This is a genomic window from Acidimangrovimonas pyrenivorans (assembly GCF_042643245.1).
Taxonomy (GTDB): Bacteria; Pseudomonadota; Alphaproteobacteria; order Rhodobacterales; family Rhodobacteraceae; genus Acidimangrovimonas; species Acidimangrovimonas pyrenivorans.
The window spans coordinates 709,846-728,590 of the sequence record NZ_JBHRSK010000004.1; the positions used below are offsets into that span (position 1 = coordinate 709,846).

The window sequence follows — 18,745 nt, forward strand, 5'->3', positions numbered from 1 at the left end:
CGTCAGGCCCCGCCGATCAGCGCCAGCCAGGCATCCTCGTCGATCACCTCGACGCCCAGCTCCGCCGCCTTCGTCGCCTTCGAACCCGCCCCCGGCCCGGCCACCAGCAGGTCGGTCCTGGCCGAGACCGAGCCCGCCACCTTGGCCCCCAGCGCCTCGGCCCGGGCCTTGGCCTCGGCCCGGGTCATCTTTTCCAGCGTGCCGGTGAAGACCAGCGTCTTGCCGGCGACCGGGCTTTCGACGGCGCCGATCGGCTCGACCGCCTCGATCGTCAGATGCGCCACCAGCCGCTCGACCGAGGCGCGCTCGGCCTCCTGGGTCAGGCTGGTGGTCAGCGATTGCGCCACCGTGGCGCCGATGCCGTCGATGCCGACCAGGTCGTCCCAGGCCGCGCGCGCCTCCTTTGCGATCTCGGGCTCCGCCGCCCAGACCGCATCGGCCGCCTTCTTGAGCTGGGCGCGGCGGCCCTCGTCGGCGGCGGCGCGGCGCTCGGCCTCGCGCGCGGCCTCGGCCTGGCGCTGGCGCTCGGCCGCCGGGGTGGCAAGGTCGATGGCAGCGATCAGCGCCGCCCAGCTGCCGTAGTGCCGGGCCAGGTCGCGCGCCGCCACCTCGCCGATATGGCGGATGCCGAGGGCGAAGAGCAGCCGATCGAGCGGGATCGTCCGCCGCTCGTCGATGGCGTCGAACAGGTTCTGCGCACTCCTCTCGCCCCAGCCCTCGCGATTCTTCAGCTGCTGGATGCCGCTGCCGTAGCGTGCGCGCAGGGTGAAGATGTCGGCCGGCTCCCGGATCCAGCCGTCGCGGTAGAATTGCTCGACCTGTTTCGCCCCCAGCCCCTCGATGTCGAAGGCGGCGCGGGAGACGAAATGCTTGAGCTTCTCGATCGCCTGGGCCGGGCAGATCAGGCCGCCCGAGCAGCGGCGCACCGAATCCCCCTCCTCGCGGATCGCCTCGGAGCCGCATTCGGGACAGGTGGTCGGGAACTCGTAGGGCACGGCATCCCCCGGCCGGCGCGCCAGGTCGACATCGGCGACCTTGGGGATGACGTCGCCGGCGCGGTAGACCTGCACCCAGTCGCCGACGCGGATATCCTTGCCGCCGCGGATCGCCTCGCCCTTCGAATCCCGGCCGGCGATGTAATCCTCGTTGTGCAGGGTGGCGTTCGAGACCACCACGCCGCCGACCGTCACCGGGTGCAGCCGCGCCACCGGCGACAGCGCACCGGTGCGGCCGACCTGGATGTCGATCGCTTCGAGACGGGTCCAGGCCAGCTCGGCCGGGAACTTGTGGGCGATGGCCCAACGCGGCGTGGTCGAGCGGTAACCGAGCCGGTGCTGCAGCCCGATATCGTCGACCTTGTAGACCACGCCGTCGATGTCGTAGCCGAGATCGGCACGACCGGCCTCGATCCGGCGATAGGTTTCCAGCATCTCCCGCGGCCCGTCGCAGCGCGTGGTGTAGGGGTTGACCTGGAACCCCAGCGCCTTCAGCCGCTCCATCGCGCCCATCTGGGTTTCGGCCAGCGGTTCGGAATGCTCGCCCCAGGCATAGGCGAAGAACTTCAGCGGCCGCGACCGGGTGACTTCGGCGTCGAGCTGGCGCAGCGAGCCGGCAGCGGCGTTGCGCGGGTTGGCGAAGGTCTTTTCGCCGGCCGCTTCCTGGCGGGTGTTGAGGGCGGCGAAATCGGCGTGGCTCATATAGACCTCGCCGCGCACCTCCAGCACCTCGGGCGCCCCCGACAGCCGCTGCGGGATGTCGGCGATGGTGCGGGCGTTCTCGGTCACGTTCTCGCCGGTCTCGCCGTCGCCGCGCGTCGCCGCCTGCATCAGGATGCCGTCGACATAGCGCAGCGCCAGCGACAGGCCGTCGATCTTGGGCTCGGCGGTATAGGCCAGTGGGGCGTCGGCGGAGAGGCCGAGAAAATTCCGGATCCGGGCATCGAACTCGGCGACGTCCTCGTCCTCGAAGGCGTTGGCGAGGCTGAGCATCCGCACCTTGTGGCGGACCTTGGCAAAGCCCTCGGCCAGCGCGCCGCCGACCTGCTCGCTCGGGCTGTCGGCACGCTTGAGCGCCGGGAATCGCGCCTCGATCGCCAGGTTGCGCTGCTTCAACGCGTCGTATTCGGCATCCGAGATCTCGGGCGCGTCCTCGGTATGGTAGGCGCGGTTGGCGCGCGCGATCTGCTCGGCCAGTCGCGCCAGTTCGGCGCGGGCTTCCTTTTCGGTCAGCTCGTCGACAGGCCTGGCCTGCATCCTGGTCTCTCCCCGGGGTCGTCTGCTCCAGTGATAGGAGGCGGCCCCGGCGAGGTCCAGACCATCCGTGCGCCGAGACCGGCGGCGCGGGAGACGGCCCGCCGGGCAATTCCCCGGCCCCGTCCAATTCTCCGGCCCCTGCCCGGCGGCGGCGGCCCCGGCCTCAGGCGCCGACGGCGATGGCGGGCTCGGCCGGTGCCGGATCGCGCAACACGTAGCCGCGGCCCCAGACCGTCTCGATATGGGTGTCGCCGCCGGTCGCCTCGGCCAGCTTCTTGCGTAGCTTGCAGATGAAGACGTCGATGATCTTCAGCTCGGGCTCGTCCATGCCGCCATAGAGATGGTTGAGGAACATCTCCTTGGTCAGCGTCGTGCCCTTGCGCAGGCTCAGCAGCTCGAGCATCTGGTATTCCTTGCCGGTCAGATGCACCGGCTGGCCGGCGACATCCACCGTCTTGGCATCGAGATTGACATTCACCTTGCCGGTCCGGATCACCGACTGGGCATGGCCCTTCGAGCGCCGGACGATGGCATGGATCCGCGCCACCAGCTCCTCGCGGTGGAACGGCTTGGTCAGGTAATCGTCGGCACCGAAGCCGAAGCCCCTGATCTTGCTCTCGGTATCGTCCGAGCCGGACAGGATCAGGATCGGCGTGTCGACCCGGGCCAGCCGCAGCTGGCGCAGCACCTCGTGGCCCGACATGTCGGGCAGGTTGAGGTCGAGCAGGATCAGGTCGTAATCGTAGAGCTTGGCCAGATCGACGCCTTCCTCGCCCAGGTCGGTGCAGTAGACGTTGAGGTTGGCATGGGTCAGCATCAACTCGATGCTGCGCGATGTGGTCGGGTCGTCCTCTACCAGCAGAATCCGCATTCTGAGGCCTCCTGAACAATCATCTTTTCGGCAACAGGTTTGAAGCGCATTGGTTAATCTCCCGTTACTGTGGCATAAATGGGGCGAAAGACAACCTATAGTTGCCGGTATCTCTGGACCGCGGTCACTTTCAGCGCCGCCTCGCCATGGGTTTCGACCGCCCGGCGCCACAGCGTGAACTCCTCTTCCGACAGCGCGTAGCGGCGCAGCGCCTCGGCTTCGCCGATCAGCCCGTGCTGCACGGCGCGGACCACCATCGCCTTGCGGCTGGCGACCCAGCGCCTGGTGTCGGGCGGCGGCAGATCGGCGCGGCGCAGCACGCTGCCGTCGGACAGCTTCACCTGCTCTGGCGCGGTTTCCGATGCGGACGGGGAGGCGGATTGCGACGGCGCCTGCGGATCGGGTGTCAACACGGTGGACATGGCGGTTCCCTCTTGTTTTCGGCCACGCTGCCAGAAGCGCCTTAAGGAGCAGTGAAGGCGCCCCGGCGCGAATACGGGACCAATGTCGGCCGAAAGAGGGGTTGAGAGTGGGAGGCGTTTTCCTATATTCCATCGCACTTCACCGCTTTCGGGGATTTCCCATGCCGCTCGACCGTCCCGCACCGCTCAATTCGCTCGGCATCGCCAAGCCGCCGGCCGAGACCCGGGTCGTCGTCGCCATGTCCGGCGGCGTCGACAGTTCGGTCGTCGCCGCGATGCTGGCCGAGGAAGGCTATGACGTCGTCGGCGTGACGCTGCAGCTCTACGATCACGGCGCGGCGCTGGCCAAGAAGGGTGCCTGCTGCGCCGGCCGCGACATCCACGACGCCCGCCGGGTGGCCGAGGAGATGGGCTTTCCCCATTACGTGCTCGACTACGAGAACACCTTCCGCGAGGCGGTGATCGACGAATTCGCCGACAGCTACCTCGCCGGCGCCACCCCGGTGCCCTGCATCCGCTGCAACGAGCGGGTCAAGTTCCGCGACCTGCTGGAAACGGCGAAGGATCTCGAGGCCGACTGCATGGCGACGGGCCATTACATCCAGCGCAAGATGGGCGAGGCCGGGCCGGAACTGCACTGCGCCACCGACCCGAACCGCGACCAGAGCTATTTCCTGTTCTCGACCACGCCGGAGCAGCTGGCCTACCTGCGCTTCCCGCTCGGCCACCTGGCCTCGAAGGCCGAGACCCGGGCGCTGGCGGCGAAATACGGCCTCAGCGTCGCCGACAAGCCCGACAGCCAGGACATCTGCTTCGTGCCCGACGGCAACTATGCCAGCGTGATCGAGAAGCTGCGCCCCGGCGCCGCCGATCCGGGCGAGATCGTCGACATGGACGGCAACGTGCTGGGCGAACATCGCGGGGTGATCCACTACACGATCGGCCAGCGTCGGGGCCTCGGCATCGGTGGGCTGGCCGATCCGCTCTACGTCGTCAAGCTCGACCCGGAGGCGCGGCAGGTCGTCGTCGGGCCGAAGGAGGCGCTGACCACCAGGATCGTCCCGGTGCGCGAGATCAACTGGCTCGGCGACGCGCCGCTGACCGCGCGGCCGGAATGGGAGGTGGCGGTCAAGGTCCGGTCCACGCGTCCGCCGCGGCCGGCAGTGATCCGGCCGATCTCGGAAACCGAGGCCGAGGTCGAGCTGCTGACGCCCGAGGAAGGGGTCAGCCCCGGCCAGGCCTGCGTGTTCTACGCTCCCGACAGCACCCGCGTGCTGGGCGGCGGCTGGATCTGGCGCGGCAAGTAAGCCCCCCGGCAAGCCCCCCGGGCATTCCCCCGATTGCCTCCGCCCTCGCGGCACGGCATCCTGCCGGCAGAGATGCTGAAAGGATCGGCCGATGCCTGACGGATCGCGACGCCGGGGCCTGCCCGGCCCCCTGCTCGCCCTGCTCTATGTCCTCATCGTGATCCTGCCGATCGGCCTCGCGGCGGCAATGACCGGCGGCAAGGGCGCGGATGCCTGGGTCCGGGCCTGCGCCGCGGCGGGGCTGGCGGCCGGGGCGATGATCCTGCTGCAGATGGTCTCCAGCGGCCGGTTCGAGCGGCTCTCGGGCCGGATCGGCATCGACGTCACGATGGGGTTTCACAAATGGGCCGCGCCGCTGGCGCTAGTCCTCGCCCTGGCCCATCCGCTGCTCTATCTCGGCCTGCCCGACCCGCAGCGCCCGCGCCGTTTCTACAACCATCTCAACACCCTGTGGAATGCTCCTCATCTTGCCGACGGCCGTTGGGCATTGTTGTTGCTGCTGATCCTCGTCGCCCTGGCGCTGCTGCGCGACCGGCTGCCGCTGCGCTACGAGGTCTGGCGGATGAGCCACGCGATCGTCGCCTATGCCCTCGTCGCCCTGATCGTGGCCCACGCGCTGAGCGACGGGCGCCATTCGACCCGCGGCGCGCTGCCGTTCTACTGGCTGCTGCTGGCCGCCGCCGTCGCCGGGCCGGCGCTCTGGGTCTATCTGCGCCGGCTGCTGGCCGGAGCGGAAGGCGACTGGCGGCTGGCGTCGTCGCGCAAGGTCGCCGACCGGCTGTGGGAGGTGACGCTGACCGGCAATTCCGGACAGTCGCTCGACTTCCGCGCCGGCCAGTTCGCCTGGCTCGCCTTCGGCCGCCACCGGCTGCCGCTGTTCGATCACCCGTTCTCGATCGCCTCGCCGCCCGATCAGGGCGCGGCGCCGCGCTTCCTGATCCAGGAGGCGGGGGATTTCACCCGCTCGATCGGCCGCCTGCCCCATGGCACCCGCGTCGGCATCGACGCGCCGCATGGCAGCTTCCCCCTCGACGGTGGCGGCAACGCGGTGCTGCTGATCGCCGGCGGCGTCGGCATCGCGCCGATCCTGTCGCTGCTGGGCGACATGGCGGCGCGCGCAGACGACCGTGCCGTCCGCCTGATCTATGCCGCCCGCAGCCCGGACGCGATGCTGCATGACAGCTTCTGGCGCCCGGCGCTGGAGGCGCTCGACGGCAGGGCGACACTGCTCAGCGACGCGCCGACGGATCGGCCCGGGATCGGCCAGGGCCCGCTCGGCGAAGCGCATCTGAGGGCGGCGCTGGAGGGGATCGACCCGAAGCGGGTCAAGGTGCGGATCTGCGGCCCCGGGCCGATGATGACCATGGCCACCGATTGCCTGCACCGCTGCGGCGTGCCGCTTGCCAATGTCGATTACGAGCGTTTCAGCTATTCCACCGCCAGCCTGTCGCGCAGGGACCTCAGGGCACTGGCCGGGTTCCTGCTGTCCTGGGCCGCGATCGCGGCGGCCGTCGCCGGCTTCGCCCTTGCCGGCTAACAGCCGGATGGCGGCGGGCCGCAAGACACCTTGCGCCTTCGCGAAGGCGCCGGGAACGGTCGGTGGGCGCGGCCCTGGCCCGACGGGCCTAGCGCGGGGCCGCCTCGATCGAGATCGCGCGCTTCCTGAGTTCGGAATAGAGCGCCGGAAGCACCCGGGCCTGGTCGACGGCGAGGCGCAGGGCCTCCTGGATCCGGGGCTCTGCCGCCCCCGGCCCAGCGGCCCGCCAGACCATGCGCTGGCTGACGCCATCGTCATAGACGATCTCGAACATCCCTTTCTGAGTGCGCCGCAGCCCCAGGAAATTCCGGCTACGCGCCGCGTGGAAACTTGTCGCGTTTTGAGTCATGGCTGAAATGCTGATCACCCTGGACCGGACAAGCCTGAATCCTGAGCGCATTTCGGTCAATTGCCGTTTTGTTCCCTGTCGCAGAATTGTCGCAAAGCGCGGCACGGCGGCCACAGGGGACGGGCGGCATCATGCGAGGCGCCACAGCCCGATAGCCGGCCCAAAGAAAAAGGCCCGCGAAACCGCGGGCCCTTTCCGAAAGCTCTGGCTGCGATCAGCGCTTCGAGAACTGGAAGCTCCGACGCGCCTTGCGCTTGCCGTATTTCTTCCGCTCGACGACGCGGCTGTCGCGGGTCAGGAAGCCGGCGGCCTTGAGCGGCGCGCGCAGGCTGGGTTCGTAGAGCTGCAGCGCCTTCGAGATGCCGTGCTTGACCGCACCGGCCTGGCCCGAGAGACCGCCGCCCTTGACGGTAGCCATGACGTCGAACTGGCCTTCGACATTCGCCACCTGGAACGGCTGGCGCAGGATCATCTGCAGCACCGGGCGGGCGAAATAGGTGTTCAGTTCCTTGCCGTTGACGGTGACCTTGCCGCTGCCCGGCTTGATCCAGACACGGGCGACCGCGTCCTTCCGCTTGCCGGTGGCATAGGAGCGGCCCAGTTCGTCACGGACCGGCTCGCGCGGGGTCTCGGTGTCGGTGAAGACGGCGGCACCGGCGTCGGCGGTTTCGGTGACGACCGACTTCAGCTCGTCGAGAGATTTGATTTCATCGGCCATGATCAGGCGCTCCGGGTGTTTTTCGGGTTCAGCGGCTTGATGTCGAGCACTTCGGGCTGCTGGGCCTCGTGCGGGTGCTCGGCGCCGGCATAGACGCGCAGGTTGGCCATCTGCTTGCGGCTCAGCTTGCCGCCCGGCAGCATGCGCTGCACGGCCTTCTCGACGACGCGCTCGGGATGGGCGCCCTCGAGGATCTGGCGCGCGGTCCGGCTCTTGATGCCGCCCGGGTGGCCGGTGTGCCAGTAATAGGTCTTGTCGTCGCGCTTCTTGCCCGTCATCTGCACCTTGTCGGCGTTGATGATGATGACGTTGTCGCCCATGTCCATATGCGGGGTGAAGGACGGCTTGTGCTTGCCGCGCAGACGGTTGGCGACGATCGAGGCGAGCCGGCCCAGAACGACGCCCTCGGCGTCGATCAGGATCCATTTCTTGTCGATATCCGCCGGGGTCGCGGTAAAGGTTTTCATTGTCGGCCCTATTCGATGAAGGGTTCGGCCGGGAGTCCCGGCGCTGTGGATGGGCGTGTTCTAATCATTTCGCGACCCACGTCAAGGGGCGTGCTTCCAGATTTATTGCGTCAAAACAACGACTTGCGAAATAGGTATCATTTTACCCCACACTTTCGGAGCCCTGCGCGGCCCTTTCGGGCGCTAGCGCAGGATCGGCGGCTTGTCCGGATCCGATCCGGGGGCGATGCGCTCGACCCGCTCGGGCGTTTCCGGCGCCGGCAGGTCGAAGCGCAGACCGACCCGGGCGAGCCGCTCGGCCACTGGGTCGGTGCCGGCGAGGAAGGTGACGTCCATCTCGCCGGCGTCGATGCCGGAGAAGGTCAGCGCCTCGGCCGCGGCCCGGGCCAGCGCCTCCTCGGCGCCGGCGACGGCATCGACGAAGGCCAGCATGTGGCCCCGGCGCCCGCCCTCGTACTCGACCGCCGCCAGGAAGGCCGCCGCCGCCAGGCCGCCGGCCCGGGCCAGCTTGGCGTCGAGTCCGGTAATCAGCGCCTCGGGCAACCCTGCCGGCGGGGTCAACACGGTGGGGGTCGCCTCGGCCTGCTCGGGTCCGTGGCCCAGCGTCACCGCCAGCCAGTCGACCGCCTCTGGCCCCAGCAGCATCGCCGAGGGCGCGACGCCGAGGTTGATCCCCAGCCCGATCCCCTGCCCCGCCAGCTGCGCCGCCACCACCCGGCCGGGCAGCGCGGCATAGGGCGCCGGGGCGTCCGACGCGTCGGCGGCGAAGGCGGCCAGCCGCTCCTCGCGGTCGAAGACGACGACGACCGGGCCGTCCTCGAGCCCGAAGACCTGCGGCGTCAGGCTCTCGCCCTCGGCTTCGCGTTCCAGCAGCAGGAACAGCTCGCCATCGGCGAGGCGTTCGTAGAAGCGCAGCCTTGCGGCGCCATCCTCGGGCGCGGCCGTCATCGCGGCATGGGCGGCGTCGAGCGGGGTTTCCTCGGTCATGAGCTCTCCTGCGGGCGTTCCAGCGTCCGGGCAACCGCGTCGCGCAGCACCGGCAAAAGCTCGGCCGCGAACCACGGGTTGCGTTTGAGCCATCCCGTATTGCGCCAGGACGGGTGAGGCAAGGGCAGGATGCGCGGCGATCCGGGCGTGCCGGGCCCGGCGTCGCAGATCTCGCGCCAGTTCCGCACCGTCTCGGTCACGCCCTTGCGGGTGCCCAGGTGCCAACGTTGCGAGGCGCCGCCGACCAGCACCATCAGCTCCAGCTCCGGCAGCGCCGCCATCACCCGCGCGTGCCAGGTCGCGGCGCAGAGCGGCGGCGGCGGCAGGTCGCTGCCCTTGGCGTCGTAGCCGGGAAAGCAGAAGGCCATCGGCACGACGGCGACGCGGGAGCGGTCGTAGAAGGTGGCCTCGTCGATCCCGAGCCAGTCGCGCAGCCGGTCGCCCGAGGGATCGGCGAAGGGCCGGCCGGCCTTGTGCACCCGCATCCCCGGCGCCTGGCCGGCGATCAGGAGCCGCGCCCCGGGCCGGAACCAGACCACCGGACGCGGGTTGTGGCCGGTCGCGGTGGCGGCGAAACGCTCGGCGCAGAGCCGGCAGGCCTCGATCTCGCGGACCAGGGCGGGGGCGGAGGGGGCGTTTGACATGACGGCAATCTAGGGACCGCGAGGACAGCCCGCAACGAGGCGCGGCATCTTCGCCGACGCCCCCCCGAAGGACAAAGGGCAGCGCCCGACCCGTCGGGGGCGGGACCGGGCGGCGCTCTCGGGTCTCACAGGCCCCAACGGCATGCCGTTTGCCCCATCGTCGCCAGTAGCGCCCGCCCCAGAAGCGCCGCTCGTCGTGCTGAAAGCACGCCTGTGGCGTGACCGGGGCCGGGGCGGGCGCTGCCCGGCGTGAACGCCGGGGCGAGACATCGGTTGGGCACTCCGAACCTCCAGGCGCGCGCCATATCGCTTTGCGTCTTCCCGCCCCGACAGACCGGCGCGCCCCGGCAACGGCGCCCCTTCACCGCCCCGTGAGCGGCCGGGCCGTTGCCGCAGGGCGCGGCTTGCTCTATCCCGGTCGGAACCCGCCGGCACGGGCGGATGGGACAGGAGAGCCTCGCGTGGCCATGTATCGCGTCTCGCATTTCGTCACCCGCTTCGCGCTCTGCCTGCTGGCGGGCGTGGCGCTGGCGCTGGTCTGGGCCAATCTCGGCCCGCGGAGCTATTCCGACTTCGTCGAGTGGCGGCTGATGGACGGCCTCGTCGGTTATCCCAACCCGGACGCGCTGGACGGGATGGGGCGGACGCTGACGATGCAATACCTGTCGGGCGGCGTGCTGATGGCGCTGTTCTTCCTCGTCCTCGGCAAGGAATTGTGGGAGGCGCTGGCGCTGCGCCACGGCGCCCTGCACGGCCGCCATGCCATCGCCCCGGCCATCGCCGCGCTGGCCGGCGCGGCGCTGCCCGTCGCGCTCTACCGCGTCCTGCCCGGCGACCTGGCCGCCTATGGCGCCGCCCCCGGCGCCGGCTGGCCGGTGCCGATGGCGAGCGACGTCGTCCTGACCTATGTCGCCGGCCGCTGGGTCTTCGGTTCCGGCCACCCGGCGCTCCGCTTCCTGCTGATCATGACCATCCTCGACGACCTGCTCGGGCTGCTGACCGCCGGCGCCGCCTTCCCGGTCGAGGCGCTGCACCCGGCATGGCTGGGGCTCTCCTTCGGCGCGGCGCTGGCCGCCTACCTGCTGTTCAACCTGCTGCCGCACCGCCTTGCCGCCGCCAATCCCGCCAGCCCGGCGGCGCATTTCCTGCATCGCCGGCTCGGGCTCTGGCCCTTCGCGCTCGCCGGCATCGTCAGCTGGTTCGGCTTCCAGCAGGCCGGGCTGATGCCGGCGCTGGGGCTGTTGCCGATCGTCCCCGCCCTGCCCCATGCCGACCGCGCCTTCGGCATCTTCGCCGAGGCCGAGGAAGTGCTGGCCGACCCGCTCAACCGCCTCGCCCACCTGCTGGTGCTGCCGGTCTGCGCGGCGCTGTTCCTGTTCGGGCTGACCCATGGCGGGGTCGAGTTCACCGCCGCCGGCCCGGTCAGCTGGACCGTCACCGCGGCGATGCTGATCGGCAAGCCGCTGGGCGTGGTCGCCGGCGGGCTGGTCGGCGCCCGGCTGGTCGGCGGCGGCCTGCCCGAGGGGATGCGGGCGGCCGACCTGGTCCGCGTCGGCCTGCTGGCCGCGATCGGCCTGACCGTGCCGCTCTTCGCCGTCGGCGCCTCGCTGCCCGGCGGGGCGCTGCAGGCGGCGGCGAAGCTGGGGCTGCTGGCCGCCGGGGCGCTGGCGCTCGTCCTGCTGGCCATGATCCGCCGCGTCGGGGCGCAGCGATGAGCGGCGCGGCGGCGCCCCCTGCGGCAGGAAATCATTGGCAGATGTTCCGCGTTTCCGACATAATACTGCCCGAAACGGCCCCTAGGGCTTGCCGCCAAGAATAACCCGGCACAAGCGGGCAAGATTGGGAGCTTCTCCCGAGGCAGAGCAATGATCGAGTTCGAGAACGTCAGCAAGTCCTTCTGGACCGGCAAGCAGCGCAAGGTCATCCTCGACCGGGCGTCGTTCCGGGTCGAGCTGGGCAATTCGCTCGGCATCCTGGCGCCCAACGGCACCGGCAAGACCACGATCATCAACATGATGGCCGGGCTGGAGAAACCCGACGAGGGCAAGATCACCCGCACCGCGCGCATCTCCTTCCCGCTGGGCTTCATGGGCGGCGTCGTCAGCCGCCACACCGCGACCGAGAACAGCCGCTACATCGCCAAGCTCTACGGCCTCGATCCCGACTATGTCGAGGCGTTCTGCCGCTGGCTCTGCGGCATCGACGAGTATTTCGACATGCCGATCGGCACCTACAGCCAGGGCATGCGCTCGCGCTTTTCCTTCGCCCTGATGCTGGCGCTGGAATTCGACATCTACCTGATCGACGAGGGCATGCCCTCGACCACCGATGTCGAGTTCAACCGCAAGGCCACCGGCATCCTGCGCGACCGGCTGCAAAGCTCGACCGTGATCGTGGTCTCGCACCAGGCCCGTACCCTTGAAAAGTTCTGCAACTCGGCCGCCGTGCTGCGCGACGGGCAGTTGTACATGTTCGATACCCTTGAAGAAGCGAAACGTCTCTATGACTACCAAGCCTAAGGCCAAGAAGTTCCGCATTCGCCGCTCCAGCCCCGGCGCCGATCTCGAGCGCTCGGCCAGCGGCGCGGTCGCGGAGGAGGCGGCCGGCAGCCAGGACGACGACGGCTTCGGCGACGCGGTGTTCCCCACCGCCGGCAATGACGTGATGAGCGCGGCGGAAGTGGCCGCCGAAACCGAGATCGACGCCATCCGGCGCGAGGGTCTGACCGGGCGCCAGCTGCGCCTCGCCCGGCGCATGGCGCAGAAGAACGGCATCGCCGCGACTTCGGATTTCGACGCCGTGCGCCAGCTGCGCAAGGCCGGGATCGACCCGTTCCAGCGCGCCAACATGCTCGAGCTGGTGGTCGCCGATACCCAGGCCGATGCCGGCCAGATGCCGGCGGCGACCCGCGCCGGGCTGCCGGCCCGCAGCGACGGCGACATCCACCTGCCCCAGACCGTCAAGGAGGCGCCGCTGCCCTCGACCGAGGTCAGGGAAGCCGAGCAGAACCGGGCCCGCGACATCCTGCGCATCCAGCGCGACATCGCCAGACGCCGGCGCCGCAAATTCGTGCTGCTGGCGGCGCGGCTGTGCTTCTTCGTGCTGCTGCCGACGATCCTGGCGGGGTTCTATTTCTACAGGATCGCCACGCCGCTCTACGCCACCAAGTCCGAGTTCGTCATCCAGAAGGCCGAGCCCGGCGCCGCCGGCACCCAGATCGGCAGCCTGTTCGCCGGCACCCAGTTCGCCACTTCGCAGGATTCGATCTCGGTGCAGAGCTACTTGCAGTCGCGCGACGCGATGATGCGGCTCGACAAGGACATGGGGTTCAAGGCCGCCTTCTCGGGCGACAAGGTCGACCCGATCCAGCGCCTGCCCGACCCGCCCAGCAACGAGGCCGCCTACAAGCTCTACCAGCGCATGGTCAAGATCGGCTACGACCCGACCGAGGGCGTCATCAAGATGGAGGTGATCGCGCCTAGCCCGCAGCTTTCGGCCCAGTTCTCGCGGGCGCTGATCTCCTATGCCGAACAGCAGGTCGACCAGATGACCCAGCGCCTGCGCGAGGACCAGATGACCGGCGCCCGCCAGAGCTACGACGATGCCGAGAAGAAGCTCGCCGCCGCCCAGCAGAAGGTCGTCGACCTGCAGGAGAAGTTCAAGGTCCTGTCCTCGGATGTCGAGGTCAGCCTGGTCACCAGCCAGCTCCAGGCGCTGGATTCCGAGCTGACCAAGGACAAGCTTGCGCTCGAGGAGATGATGGCCAACGAGCGGCCCAACCCGGCCCGGGTCGACCCGCTCAAGCGCCGGATCAAGTCGATCGAGGGCCAGATCGCCGAGCTGCGCGCCCGCCTGACCCAGGACAGCAAGAGCGGCGTCTCGCTGGCCAAGGTGCAGAGCGACCTGCTCGGCGCCCAGGCCGAGGTCCAGACCCGGCAGATGATGCTGGCCCAGGCGCTGCAGGCGCTCGAGACCTCGCGCATCGAGGCCAACCGCCAGGTCCGCTACCTGTCGCTCTCGGTCTCGCCGGTGGCGCCGGACAAGGCGACCTATCCGCGCTCGTTCGAGAATACCGTGGTGGCCTTCCTGATCTTCGCCGGTCTATACCTCATGGTGTCGATGACGGCCTCGATCCTGCGGGAACAGGTCTCTGCCTGAGGGAACAGCATGAAAGAGTTTGACATCGGCGGGCTGACCGTCGGCAACGACCGGGAACTGGTGCTGATCGCCGGCCCCTGCCAACTGGAAAGCGCCGACCACGCCGAGATGATCGCCGGCCGGCTGGTCGAGATCTGCGCCACGACCGGCGCCCGGCTGATCTTCAAGGCCAGCTTCGACAAGGCCAATCGCAGCTCGCTGAGCGGCAAGCGCGGCGTCGGCATCGATGCCGGGCTGAAAATCCTCGACGGCGTCAGGGCGAGTTTCGGCGTGCCGGTGCTGACCGACGTTCATATACCCGACCAATGCGCCGACGTCGCGACCGTGGTCGACGTGCTGCAAATCCCCGCCTTCCTCTGCCGCCAGACCGACCTGCTGCTCGCCGCCGGCCGCACCGGCGCAGCGGTGAACATCAAGAAGGGCCAGTTCCTCGCGCCCTGGGACATGGACAACGTCGCCGAGAAGGTCGCCTCGACCGGCAACGACCGCATCCTGCTGACCGAGCGCGGCACCTCCTTCGGCTACAACACGCTGGTGGCCGACATGCGGTCGCTGCCGCGGATGGCCCAGACCGGCTATCCGGTGATCATGGACGCGACCCATTCGGTGCAGCAGCCCGGCGGGCTCGGCGGCGCCACCGGCGGCCAGCGCGAATTCGCGCCGGTGATGGCCCGCGCCGCGGTCAGCCTCGGCATCGCCGGCGTCTTCATCGAGACCCACGAGGACCCCGACAACGCGCCCTCGGACGGCCCGAACATGATCCCGCTCGACCGGATGGAGGGGCTGATCGCCTCGCTGATGGATTTCGACCGCCTCGCCAAGGCCGACCCGATCCGGATCTGACGCGGCGCCCGGACCTGCACGGCGCCGACTTGCTCCCCGATTTCCTCTCAGCGGAAATATCCCGGGGGGAGTCGCCCCCGGCGACGGGGGGCAGCGCCCCCCTCCCCGCTCCCCGCCTGCGCGCGCCCGGACCGTTCAGGCCACCTGCCCGGCGGCCCAGCCCGAGGCCCAGGCCCACTGGAAGTTGTAGCCGCCGAGCCAGCCGGTCACGTCGACCACCTCGCCGATGAAGAACAGCCCCGGGACGCGGCGCGCCTCCATCGTCCTCGCGTCCAGGTCGCGGGTATCGACCCCGCCCAGCGTCACCTCGGCGGTGCGGTAGCCCTCGCTGCCCTGCGGCAGCAGCTGCCAGTCCTGCACCCGCGCCGCCAGCCGCGCCAGCGCCGCCTTGGTCTGGTCGGCCAGGTTGCCCGCCAGTCCGAGCTCGTCGCAGATGCTGCGCGCCAGCCGCTCGGGCAGGAAGCGCGCCAGCGCCGTCGCCACCGCGCTGCGCCCGATCTCGCCGCGCAGCGCCTTCAGCTCGGCCGCCAGGTCGGTGCCCGGCAGCAGGTCGACCGAGATCGCCTGCCCCGCGCGCCAGTAGGACGAGATCTGCAGGATCGCCGGCCCCGACAGCCCGCGATGGGTGAACAGCAGCGCCTCGTCGAAACCGGCCTTGCCGCAGCGCACCCGGGCCTTGGGCACCGCCACCCCGGCCAGCGGCTTCAGCTGCTCGAGATCAGCGCCCGAGAAGGTCAGCGGCACCAGCCCCGGCCGTGTCTCGACGAGCCGCAGCCCGAATTCCTCGGCCAGCCGGTAGCCGAGCCCCGTCGCCCCCATCTTCGGGATCGACTTGCCGCCGGTGGCGACGACGACGCTCCCGGTCCGGATCGGCCCGCCCGAGGTCTCGACCACGAAGCCGTCCTCGCGCCGCAGGCCGGCGATCTCGGTCTGCAGCCGCAGCTCGGCCCCGGCCGCGGCCATGTCGCGCAGCAGCATGTCGACCACCTGCCTGGCCGAGCCGTCGCAGAACAGCTGGCCCAGCGTTTTCTCGTGCCAGGCGATGCCTGCGGCCTCGATCCGGGCAAGGAAGTCGCGCGCCGTGTAGCGGCTCAGGCAGGAGAGCGCGAAGCGCGGATTGGCCGACAGGAATCGCTCGGGCGCGATGTCGAGGTTGGTGAAATTGCAGCGCCCGCCGCCGGAGATGCGAATCTTCTCGCCCGGCGCCCTGGCGTGGTCGAGCACGATCACCCGCCGACTGCGCCGGCCGGCCTCGATCGCGCAGAACATCCCCGCCGCGCCGGCGCCCAGGACGACGACGTCCGCTGTCTCGATGGCCTTGTTTTGCATGTTCTCGCCATAGCCTGCACGGCGTCCGCCGGCAATGTCACAAAATCCGCATTCCCCCCCTTGCAGTGCCCGGGCGGCTTGGGTAAACACCGCTCCACGTTGGGGCGTAGCCAAGCGGTAAGGCAGCGGTTTTTGGTACCGTGTACCGTAGGTTCGAATCCTACCGCCCCAGCCACTTTCCTTTTTCGATTAATTTCAATGGCTTAGCGGACCGCCGCCGAGCCCGTGTGTTACAGTCATGTGTGTGTAACACACACGCCTTTCTGCCTCGCCTCGACCTCTCGACTCGCACAATGAAAAAGCCGCCAGGGTGATCCGGCGGCTTCGTGACGACGACGAATAGTCGCTTCGGAGCTACTTGCAGATGTAGGCGCGCTCGATCCAGTCGTAATAGGGGCCAGTGCGATAGTGGCGCTGAGCCTTGCGCGCCGCCTTGGTCTTGCCCATTCCCCGGCACTCCTTGGTCGCCATGTCGTCCATGTGGTCGAGGACCTGCGCCAACTCGGGCGCCTTCATATCCATGTTGCCCTTGTTCACCTGGATGCTGACGCCGTTCGCGCTCCGCTGGGTGACCTGGTAATACATCCTCTCCGGGTTGAAGGAGCAGGCAGCGAGGGCGACAAGGGCGAGAATGCCAAGATACTTCATCAAGATCACGCCCCCTCAACATCATACATGACGCTCCGAGGCCAGATGCCTCCGGTCTCGCCTAGGGTGCTCACAATCGCGGTGTCGGCGTCGTGCGGCGGATCGGTGATCAAGCTGAGCAGCGCGGCCCTAAGCGCGGCATAGGTGGCGTCGTCAACGTAGGTGTCTGTGGGAGTCTGCATGGTCAGTCCTCTTGATGATGTCGTCCGGTGAGACTCGCACGAGTGGAATCCGGCGATCAAGAGAGAAAATGAACCTAAAACATTGATAATGCTTATATAAGTAAGCGCTTACTTGTCGCAAAAGAGAAACCCCGCGCCGGGTGACTTACATCGGCAACGATGATCCGGCGCGGGGTAAGAGAAAGCAGCTACAACACTGCGTGTTGCAAATATGCCACGCCAGCCAATCAAGGACAAGCTGTTTTCGCCCGACGCCGCGCCCACCACCCCGGCAGCTCTGCCTCGATCTGCTCATCGGTCTTGCCCCTCTTGCGCTGCGCGAACCTCCACTGCTTCTCGGCGTTCTTGTCCTTCCTGTGCTGCGCGCGTTCTTCGGGCGTCATCGCGTCCAGCACCGCCCTGGGCGTCATCTTGTTGGCCTTGTTTCTGACTTTGCGCCGACTGGCGTTGTAGACTTCGCGGCCCGGCCCAGAACGCCACTCTTCGGTAGCGCGGCGTTTCCGCCAGCCTTCGTCAGTGGCGCGTTCCTGCTCCTGCTTAAGCGCCCGCCGGGCCTCGGCTAACTCAGCCATCGCCTGGTGCCATTCGTCGCTACCCTGCTCTACTGCATCGCGGTAGATTTCAGCTTCGTAGACCCGCTCTCGCGCCTTGTCATAGGGCGTCAGTTCCGGCGCGTGGTCGACCCTCTCGAAGTCCGCGTCATCGTCCTGGGTAGGCTCTCCGGCGGCCTCGTGGCCGGCGCGCTCGCGCGCCGTCTCGTCGATCATGTCGTCAAGCTCCGCCAAGGACGCCTCGACCCGCCGCAGACTCTGCCCACCGTCACCGACAGTAAGGTCGGTGAAATCACGCTCGGGTTTCTCGCCTCGCGCAACTGCGTCAAGCCGATCTTCAAATTCCTGCGCATCCCGGTCAGAGCTTGCTATAGACATGGGCACTCCTACTAGCATGAGAGGGGGCGGCGATGATGCGTCGCCCCTTCTCGTCTTACACGGCCTCGGGCAGCGCCCGCTCGATCAGGCGCGCGAACTCGTCAGCAAGTCCACGGTCGAACACCTTCGGCGTCTTGCTGAAGGCGGGGATGGAGACGGCAATGCCCTGCCCCTTGCCCTTCAACGCGAAGTTTGCCCGCTTGTCGGCGTTCATGCTGATCACCTGCTTCGCGGTGCGCTCTCCGGCGAGGAAGGCGCGTATCTCAGATGCGAGACGGGCAGCATCTTCGGACGAGAAACCGACGGTCTCGCCGTCATCGAACTTGATCGCCAGACCATCGGCGAGCGCGTTGATTTTGACGCCGGGGATTTCATGGGCGATCAGGCCCTCGTTCTGTGCGAACGCGATCAGCTTCGCCAGGACTTCGCTCATGTTCTGGGCGCCCATGTTCGCGGCCATCTGCTTGAGCTGAGTGATACGTTCCTGGGGAACCTTCAGAGTGGGGTGGTTGGACATCGGCAATCCTTTTTTTGCGAGGCTGACCCACTTATAAGGGAATACCCTCTGCATGTCAAGAAATACCGCCATATCAGTAACTTACTACACGTAACGCGTTACCTCGCACACCACGCCCATCGCCGCAGAGACGGCCATAGAGCGCCCGAGGCGTCTCCGGCACCACCAACCCCCGCCCATAAGCACATAGATGGCCTCAGCGGCGCTCTCCGTGCCTCTGGTGAGCGGCCACGCCGTGCCGGTCCTGCCGTGGACGATTACGCCGCGTCGGGCACGCCGTGGCCGGTGCGTCGCACCAGGGCACGAACGCTAGCCGGAGGAGGTCTCCTAGCCGGAACAGGAGAGAAACTCGGGCGCGAGCGCAGCGAGCGGCAAGGCCCCGCAGGGGCCGCGCAGGCGAGGGCCGCAGGCCCGAGGTGTCGTGGTAGCCGGAGGGGTCTTTCAGCCGAGGCAGGAGAGAACTAACCTTTTGCCCGTTTTATCGTTTATTCTTATGTTTATGAGTATAGTAGGTAAGAAGAGGTAATCATAAATACGTGCAAAAGGTTAGGTTTCGGGAGGGCAGAAGGTTAGCCACCTCTTCCA

The 18,745-nt window shown here is 68.5% G+C and carries 19 protein-coding genes and 1 tRNA gene; 7 read left to right on the top strand and 13 right to left on the bottom strand.

Going from position 1 to position 18,745, the window contains the following annotated elements; genetic code table 11:
* Positions 1 to 2 precede the first annotated feature (2 nt).
* From ligA to sciP, 3 genes are all read right to left on the bottom strand, one after another.
* Complete coding sequence (ligA, locus tag ACFOES_RS06270; protein ID WP_377832342.1) at positions 3 to 2,252, bottom strand: NAD-dependent DNA ligase LigA; 2,250 nt, start codon at positions 2,250 to 2,252, stop codon at positions 3 to 5.
* 163 nt (positions 2,253 to 2,415) lie between these two features.
* On the bottom strand, positions 2,416 to 3,123 hold the full coding sequence (gene ctrA, locus ACFOES_RS06275) for a response regulator transcription factor CtrA (protein ID WP_377832343.1): 708 nt from the start codon (positions 3,121 to 3,123) through the stop codon (positions 2,416 to 2,418).
* Positions 3,124 to 3,218: 95 nt separating this feature from the next.
* Positions 3,219 to 3,545 (bottom strand): CtrA inhibitor SciP, encoded by a 327-nt coding sequence (gene sciP / locus ACFOES_RS06280; protein WP_377832344.1) that lies wholly within the window; start codon positions 3,543 to 3,545, stop codon positions 3,219 to 3,221.
* 161 nt (positions 3,546 to 3,706) lie between these two features.
* On the opposite strand from sciP, the gene mnmA reads away from it, so the two are divergent.
* Both mnmA and ACFOES_RS06290 read left to right on the top strand, forming a co-directional pair.
* On the top strand, positions 3,707 to 4,852 hold the full coding sequence (gene mnmA, locus ACFOES_RS06285) for a tRNA 2-thiouridine(34) synthase MnmA (RefSeq protein WP_377832345.1): 1,146 nt from the start codon (positions 3,707 to 3,709) through the stop codon (positions 4,850 to 4,852).
* Between the two features lie 91 nt (positions 4,853 to 4,943).
* Positions 4,944 to 6,389 (top strand): ferric reductase-like transmembrane domain-containing protein, encoded by a 1,446-nt coding sequence (locus ACFOES_RS06290; RefSeq protein WP_377832346.1) that lies wholly within the window; start codon positions 4,944 to 4,946, stop codon positions 6,387 to 6,389.
* 88 nt (positions 6,390 to 6,477) lie between these two features.
* Here ACFOES_RS06290 and ACFOES_RS06295 read toward each other — a convergent pair whose 3' ends face one another.
* The 5 genes from ACFOES_RS06295 to ACFOES_RS06315 all read right to left on the bottom strand — a co-directional run bounded on the left by ACFOES_RS06295 (position 6,478) and on the right by ACFOES_RS06315 (position 9,554).
* Entirely contained in the window at positions 6,478 to 6,663 is a 186-nt protein-coding gene (locus tag ACFOES_RS06295) for a hypothetical protein (protein ID WP_377832347.1), read from the bottom strand.
* 289 nt (positions 6,664 to 6,952) lie between these two features.
* Positions 6,953 to 7,456, bottom strand: a complete 504-nt coding sequence (rpsI, locus tag ACFOES_RS06300) for a 30S ribosomal protein S9 (protein ID WP_377832348.1) — start codon at positions 7,454 to 7,456, stop codon at positions 6,953 to 6,955.
* A gap of 2 nt (positions 7,457 to 7,458) precedes the next feature.
* Positions 7,459 to 7,923: a 50S ribosomal protein L13 gene (gene rplM / locus ACFOES_RS06305; RefSeq protein WP_377832349.1), complete on the bottom strand. Its 465-nt coding sequence runs from the start codon at positions 7,921 to 7,923 to the stop codon at positions 7,459 to 7,461.
* Between the two features lie 183 nt (positions 7,924 to 8,106).
* Complete coding sequence (locus tag ACFOES_RS06310) at positions 8,107 to 8,910, bottom strand: SseB family protein (protein WP_377832350.1); 804 nt, start codon at positions 8,908 to 8,910, stop codon at positions 8,107 to 8,109.
* Positions 8,907 to 9,554 carry a uracil-DNA glycosylase family protein gene (locus ACFOES_RS06315; protein ID WP_377832351.1) on the bottom strand — a complete coding sequence of 216 codons (648 nt, stop codon included), beginning with the start codon at positions 9,552 to 9,554 and terminating at the stop codon, positions 8,907 to 8,909. Before ACFOES_RS06315 ends, ACFOES_RS06310 begins: the two co-directional genes overlap by 4 nt.
* Positions 9,555 to 10,021: 467 nt before the next feature.
* On the opposite strand from ACFOES_RS06315, the gene ACFOES_RS06320 reads away from it, so the two are divergent.
* The 4 genes from ACFOES_RS06320 to kdsA all read left to right on the top strand — a co-directional run bounded on the left by ACFOES_RS06320 (position 10,022) and on the right by kdsA (position 14,555).
* Entirely contained in the window at positions 10,022 to 11,269 is a 1,248-nt protein-coding gene (locus ACFOES_RS06320; protein ID WP_377833010.1) for a Na+/H+ antiporter NhaA, read from the top strand.
* Between the two features lie 150 nt (positions 11,270 to 11,419).
* Positions 11,420 to 12,073: an ABC transporter ATP-binding protein gene (locus ACFOES_RS06325; protein ID WP_377832352.1), complete on the top strand. Its 654-nt coding sequence runs from the start codon at positions 11,420 to 11,422 to the stop codon at positions 12,071 to 12,073.
* Positions 12,057 to 13,712 (top strand): capsule biosynthesis protein, encoded by a 1,656-nt coding sequence (locus ACFOES_RS06330; protein WP_377832354.1) that lies wholly within the window; start codon positions 12,057 to 12,059, stop codon positions 13,710 to 13,712. Before ACFOES_RS06325 ends, ACFOES_RS06330 begins: the two co-directional genes overlap by 17 nt.
* 9 nt (positions 13,713 to 13,721) lie before the next feature.
* Positions 13,722 to 14,555 carry a 3-deoxy-8-phosphooctulonate synthase gene (kdsA, locus tag ACFOES_RS06335; RefSeq protein WP_377832355.1) on the top strand — a complete coding sequence of 278 codons (834 nt, stop codon included), beginning with the start codon at positions 13,722 to 13,724 and terminating at the stop codon, positions 14,553 to 14,555.
* 135 nt (positions 14,556 to 14,690) lie between these two features.
* Here kdsA and ACFOES_RS06340 read toward each other — a convergent pair whose 3' ends face one another.
* Positions 14,691 to 15,869 carry a BaiN/RdsA family NAD(P)/FAD-dependent oxidoreductase gene (locus ACFOES_RS06340; RefSeq protein ID WP_377833011.1) on the bottom strand — a complete coding sequence of 393 codons (1,179 nt, stop codon included), beginning with the start codon at positions 15,867 to 15,869 and terminating at the stop codon, positions 14,691 to 14,693.
* Positions 15,870 to 15,984: 115 nt separating this feature from the next.
* Here ACFOES_RS06340 and ACFOES_RS06345 point away from each other — a divergent pair.
* A tRNA-Gln gene (locus ACFOES_RS06345) sits at positions 15,985 to 16,059 on the top strand.
* Between the two features lie 179 nt (positions 16,060 to 16,238).
* Here ACFOES_RS06345 and ACFOES_RS06350 read toward each other — a convergent pair.
* From ACFOES_RS06350 to ACFOES_RS06365, 4 genes are all read right to left on the bottom strand, one after another.
* Positions 16,239 to 16,535: a hypothetical protein gene (locus ACFOES_RS06350; RefSeq protein WP_377832356.1), complete on the bottom strand. Its 297-nt coding sequence runs from the start codon at positions 16,533 to 16,535 to the stop codon at positions 16,239 to 16,241.
* A 2-nt stretch (positions 16,536 to 16,537) separates the two neighbouring features.
* On the bottom strand, positions 16,538 to 16,714 hold the full coding sequence (locus ACFOES_RS06355; protein ID WP_377832357.1) for a hypothetical protein: 177 nt from the start codon (positions 16,712 to 16,714) through the stop codon (positions 16,538 to 16,540).
* A 227-nt stretch (positions 16,715 to 16,941) separates the two neighbouring features.
* Positions 16,942 to 17,643: a hypothetical protein gene (locus tag ACFOES_RS06360; protein ID WP_377832358.1), complete on the bottom strand. Its 702-nt coding sequence runs from the start codon at positions 17,641 to 17,643 to the stop codon at positions 16,942 to 16,944.
* A gap of 55 nt (positions 17,644 to 17,698) precedes the next feature.
* Positions 17,699 to 18,160 (bottom strand): hypothetical protein, encoded by a 462-nt coding sequence (locus ACFOES_RS06365; protein WP_377832359.1) that lies wholly within the window; start codon positions 18,158 to 18,160, stop codon positions 17,699 to 17,701.
* Positions 18,161 to 18,745: the final 585 nt, after the last annotated feature.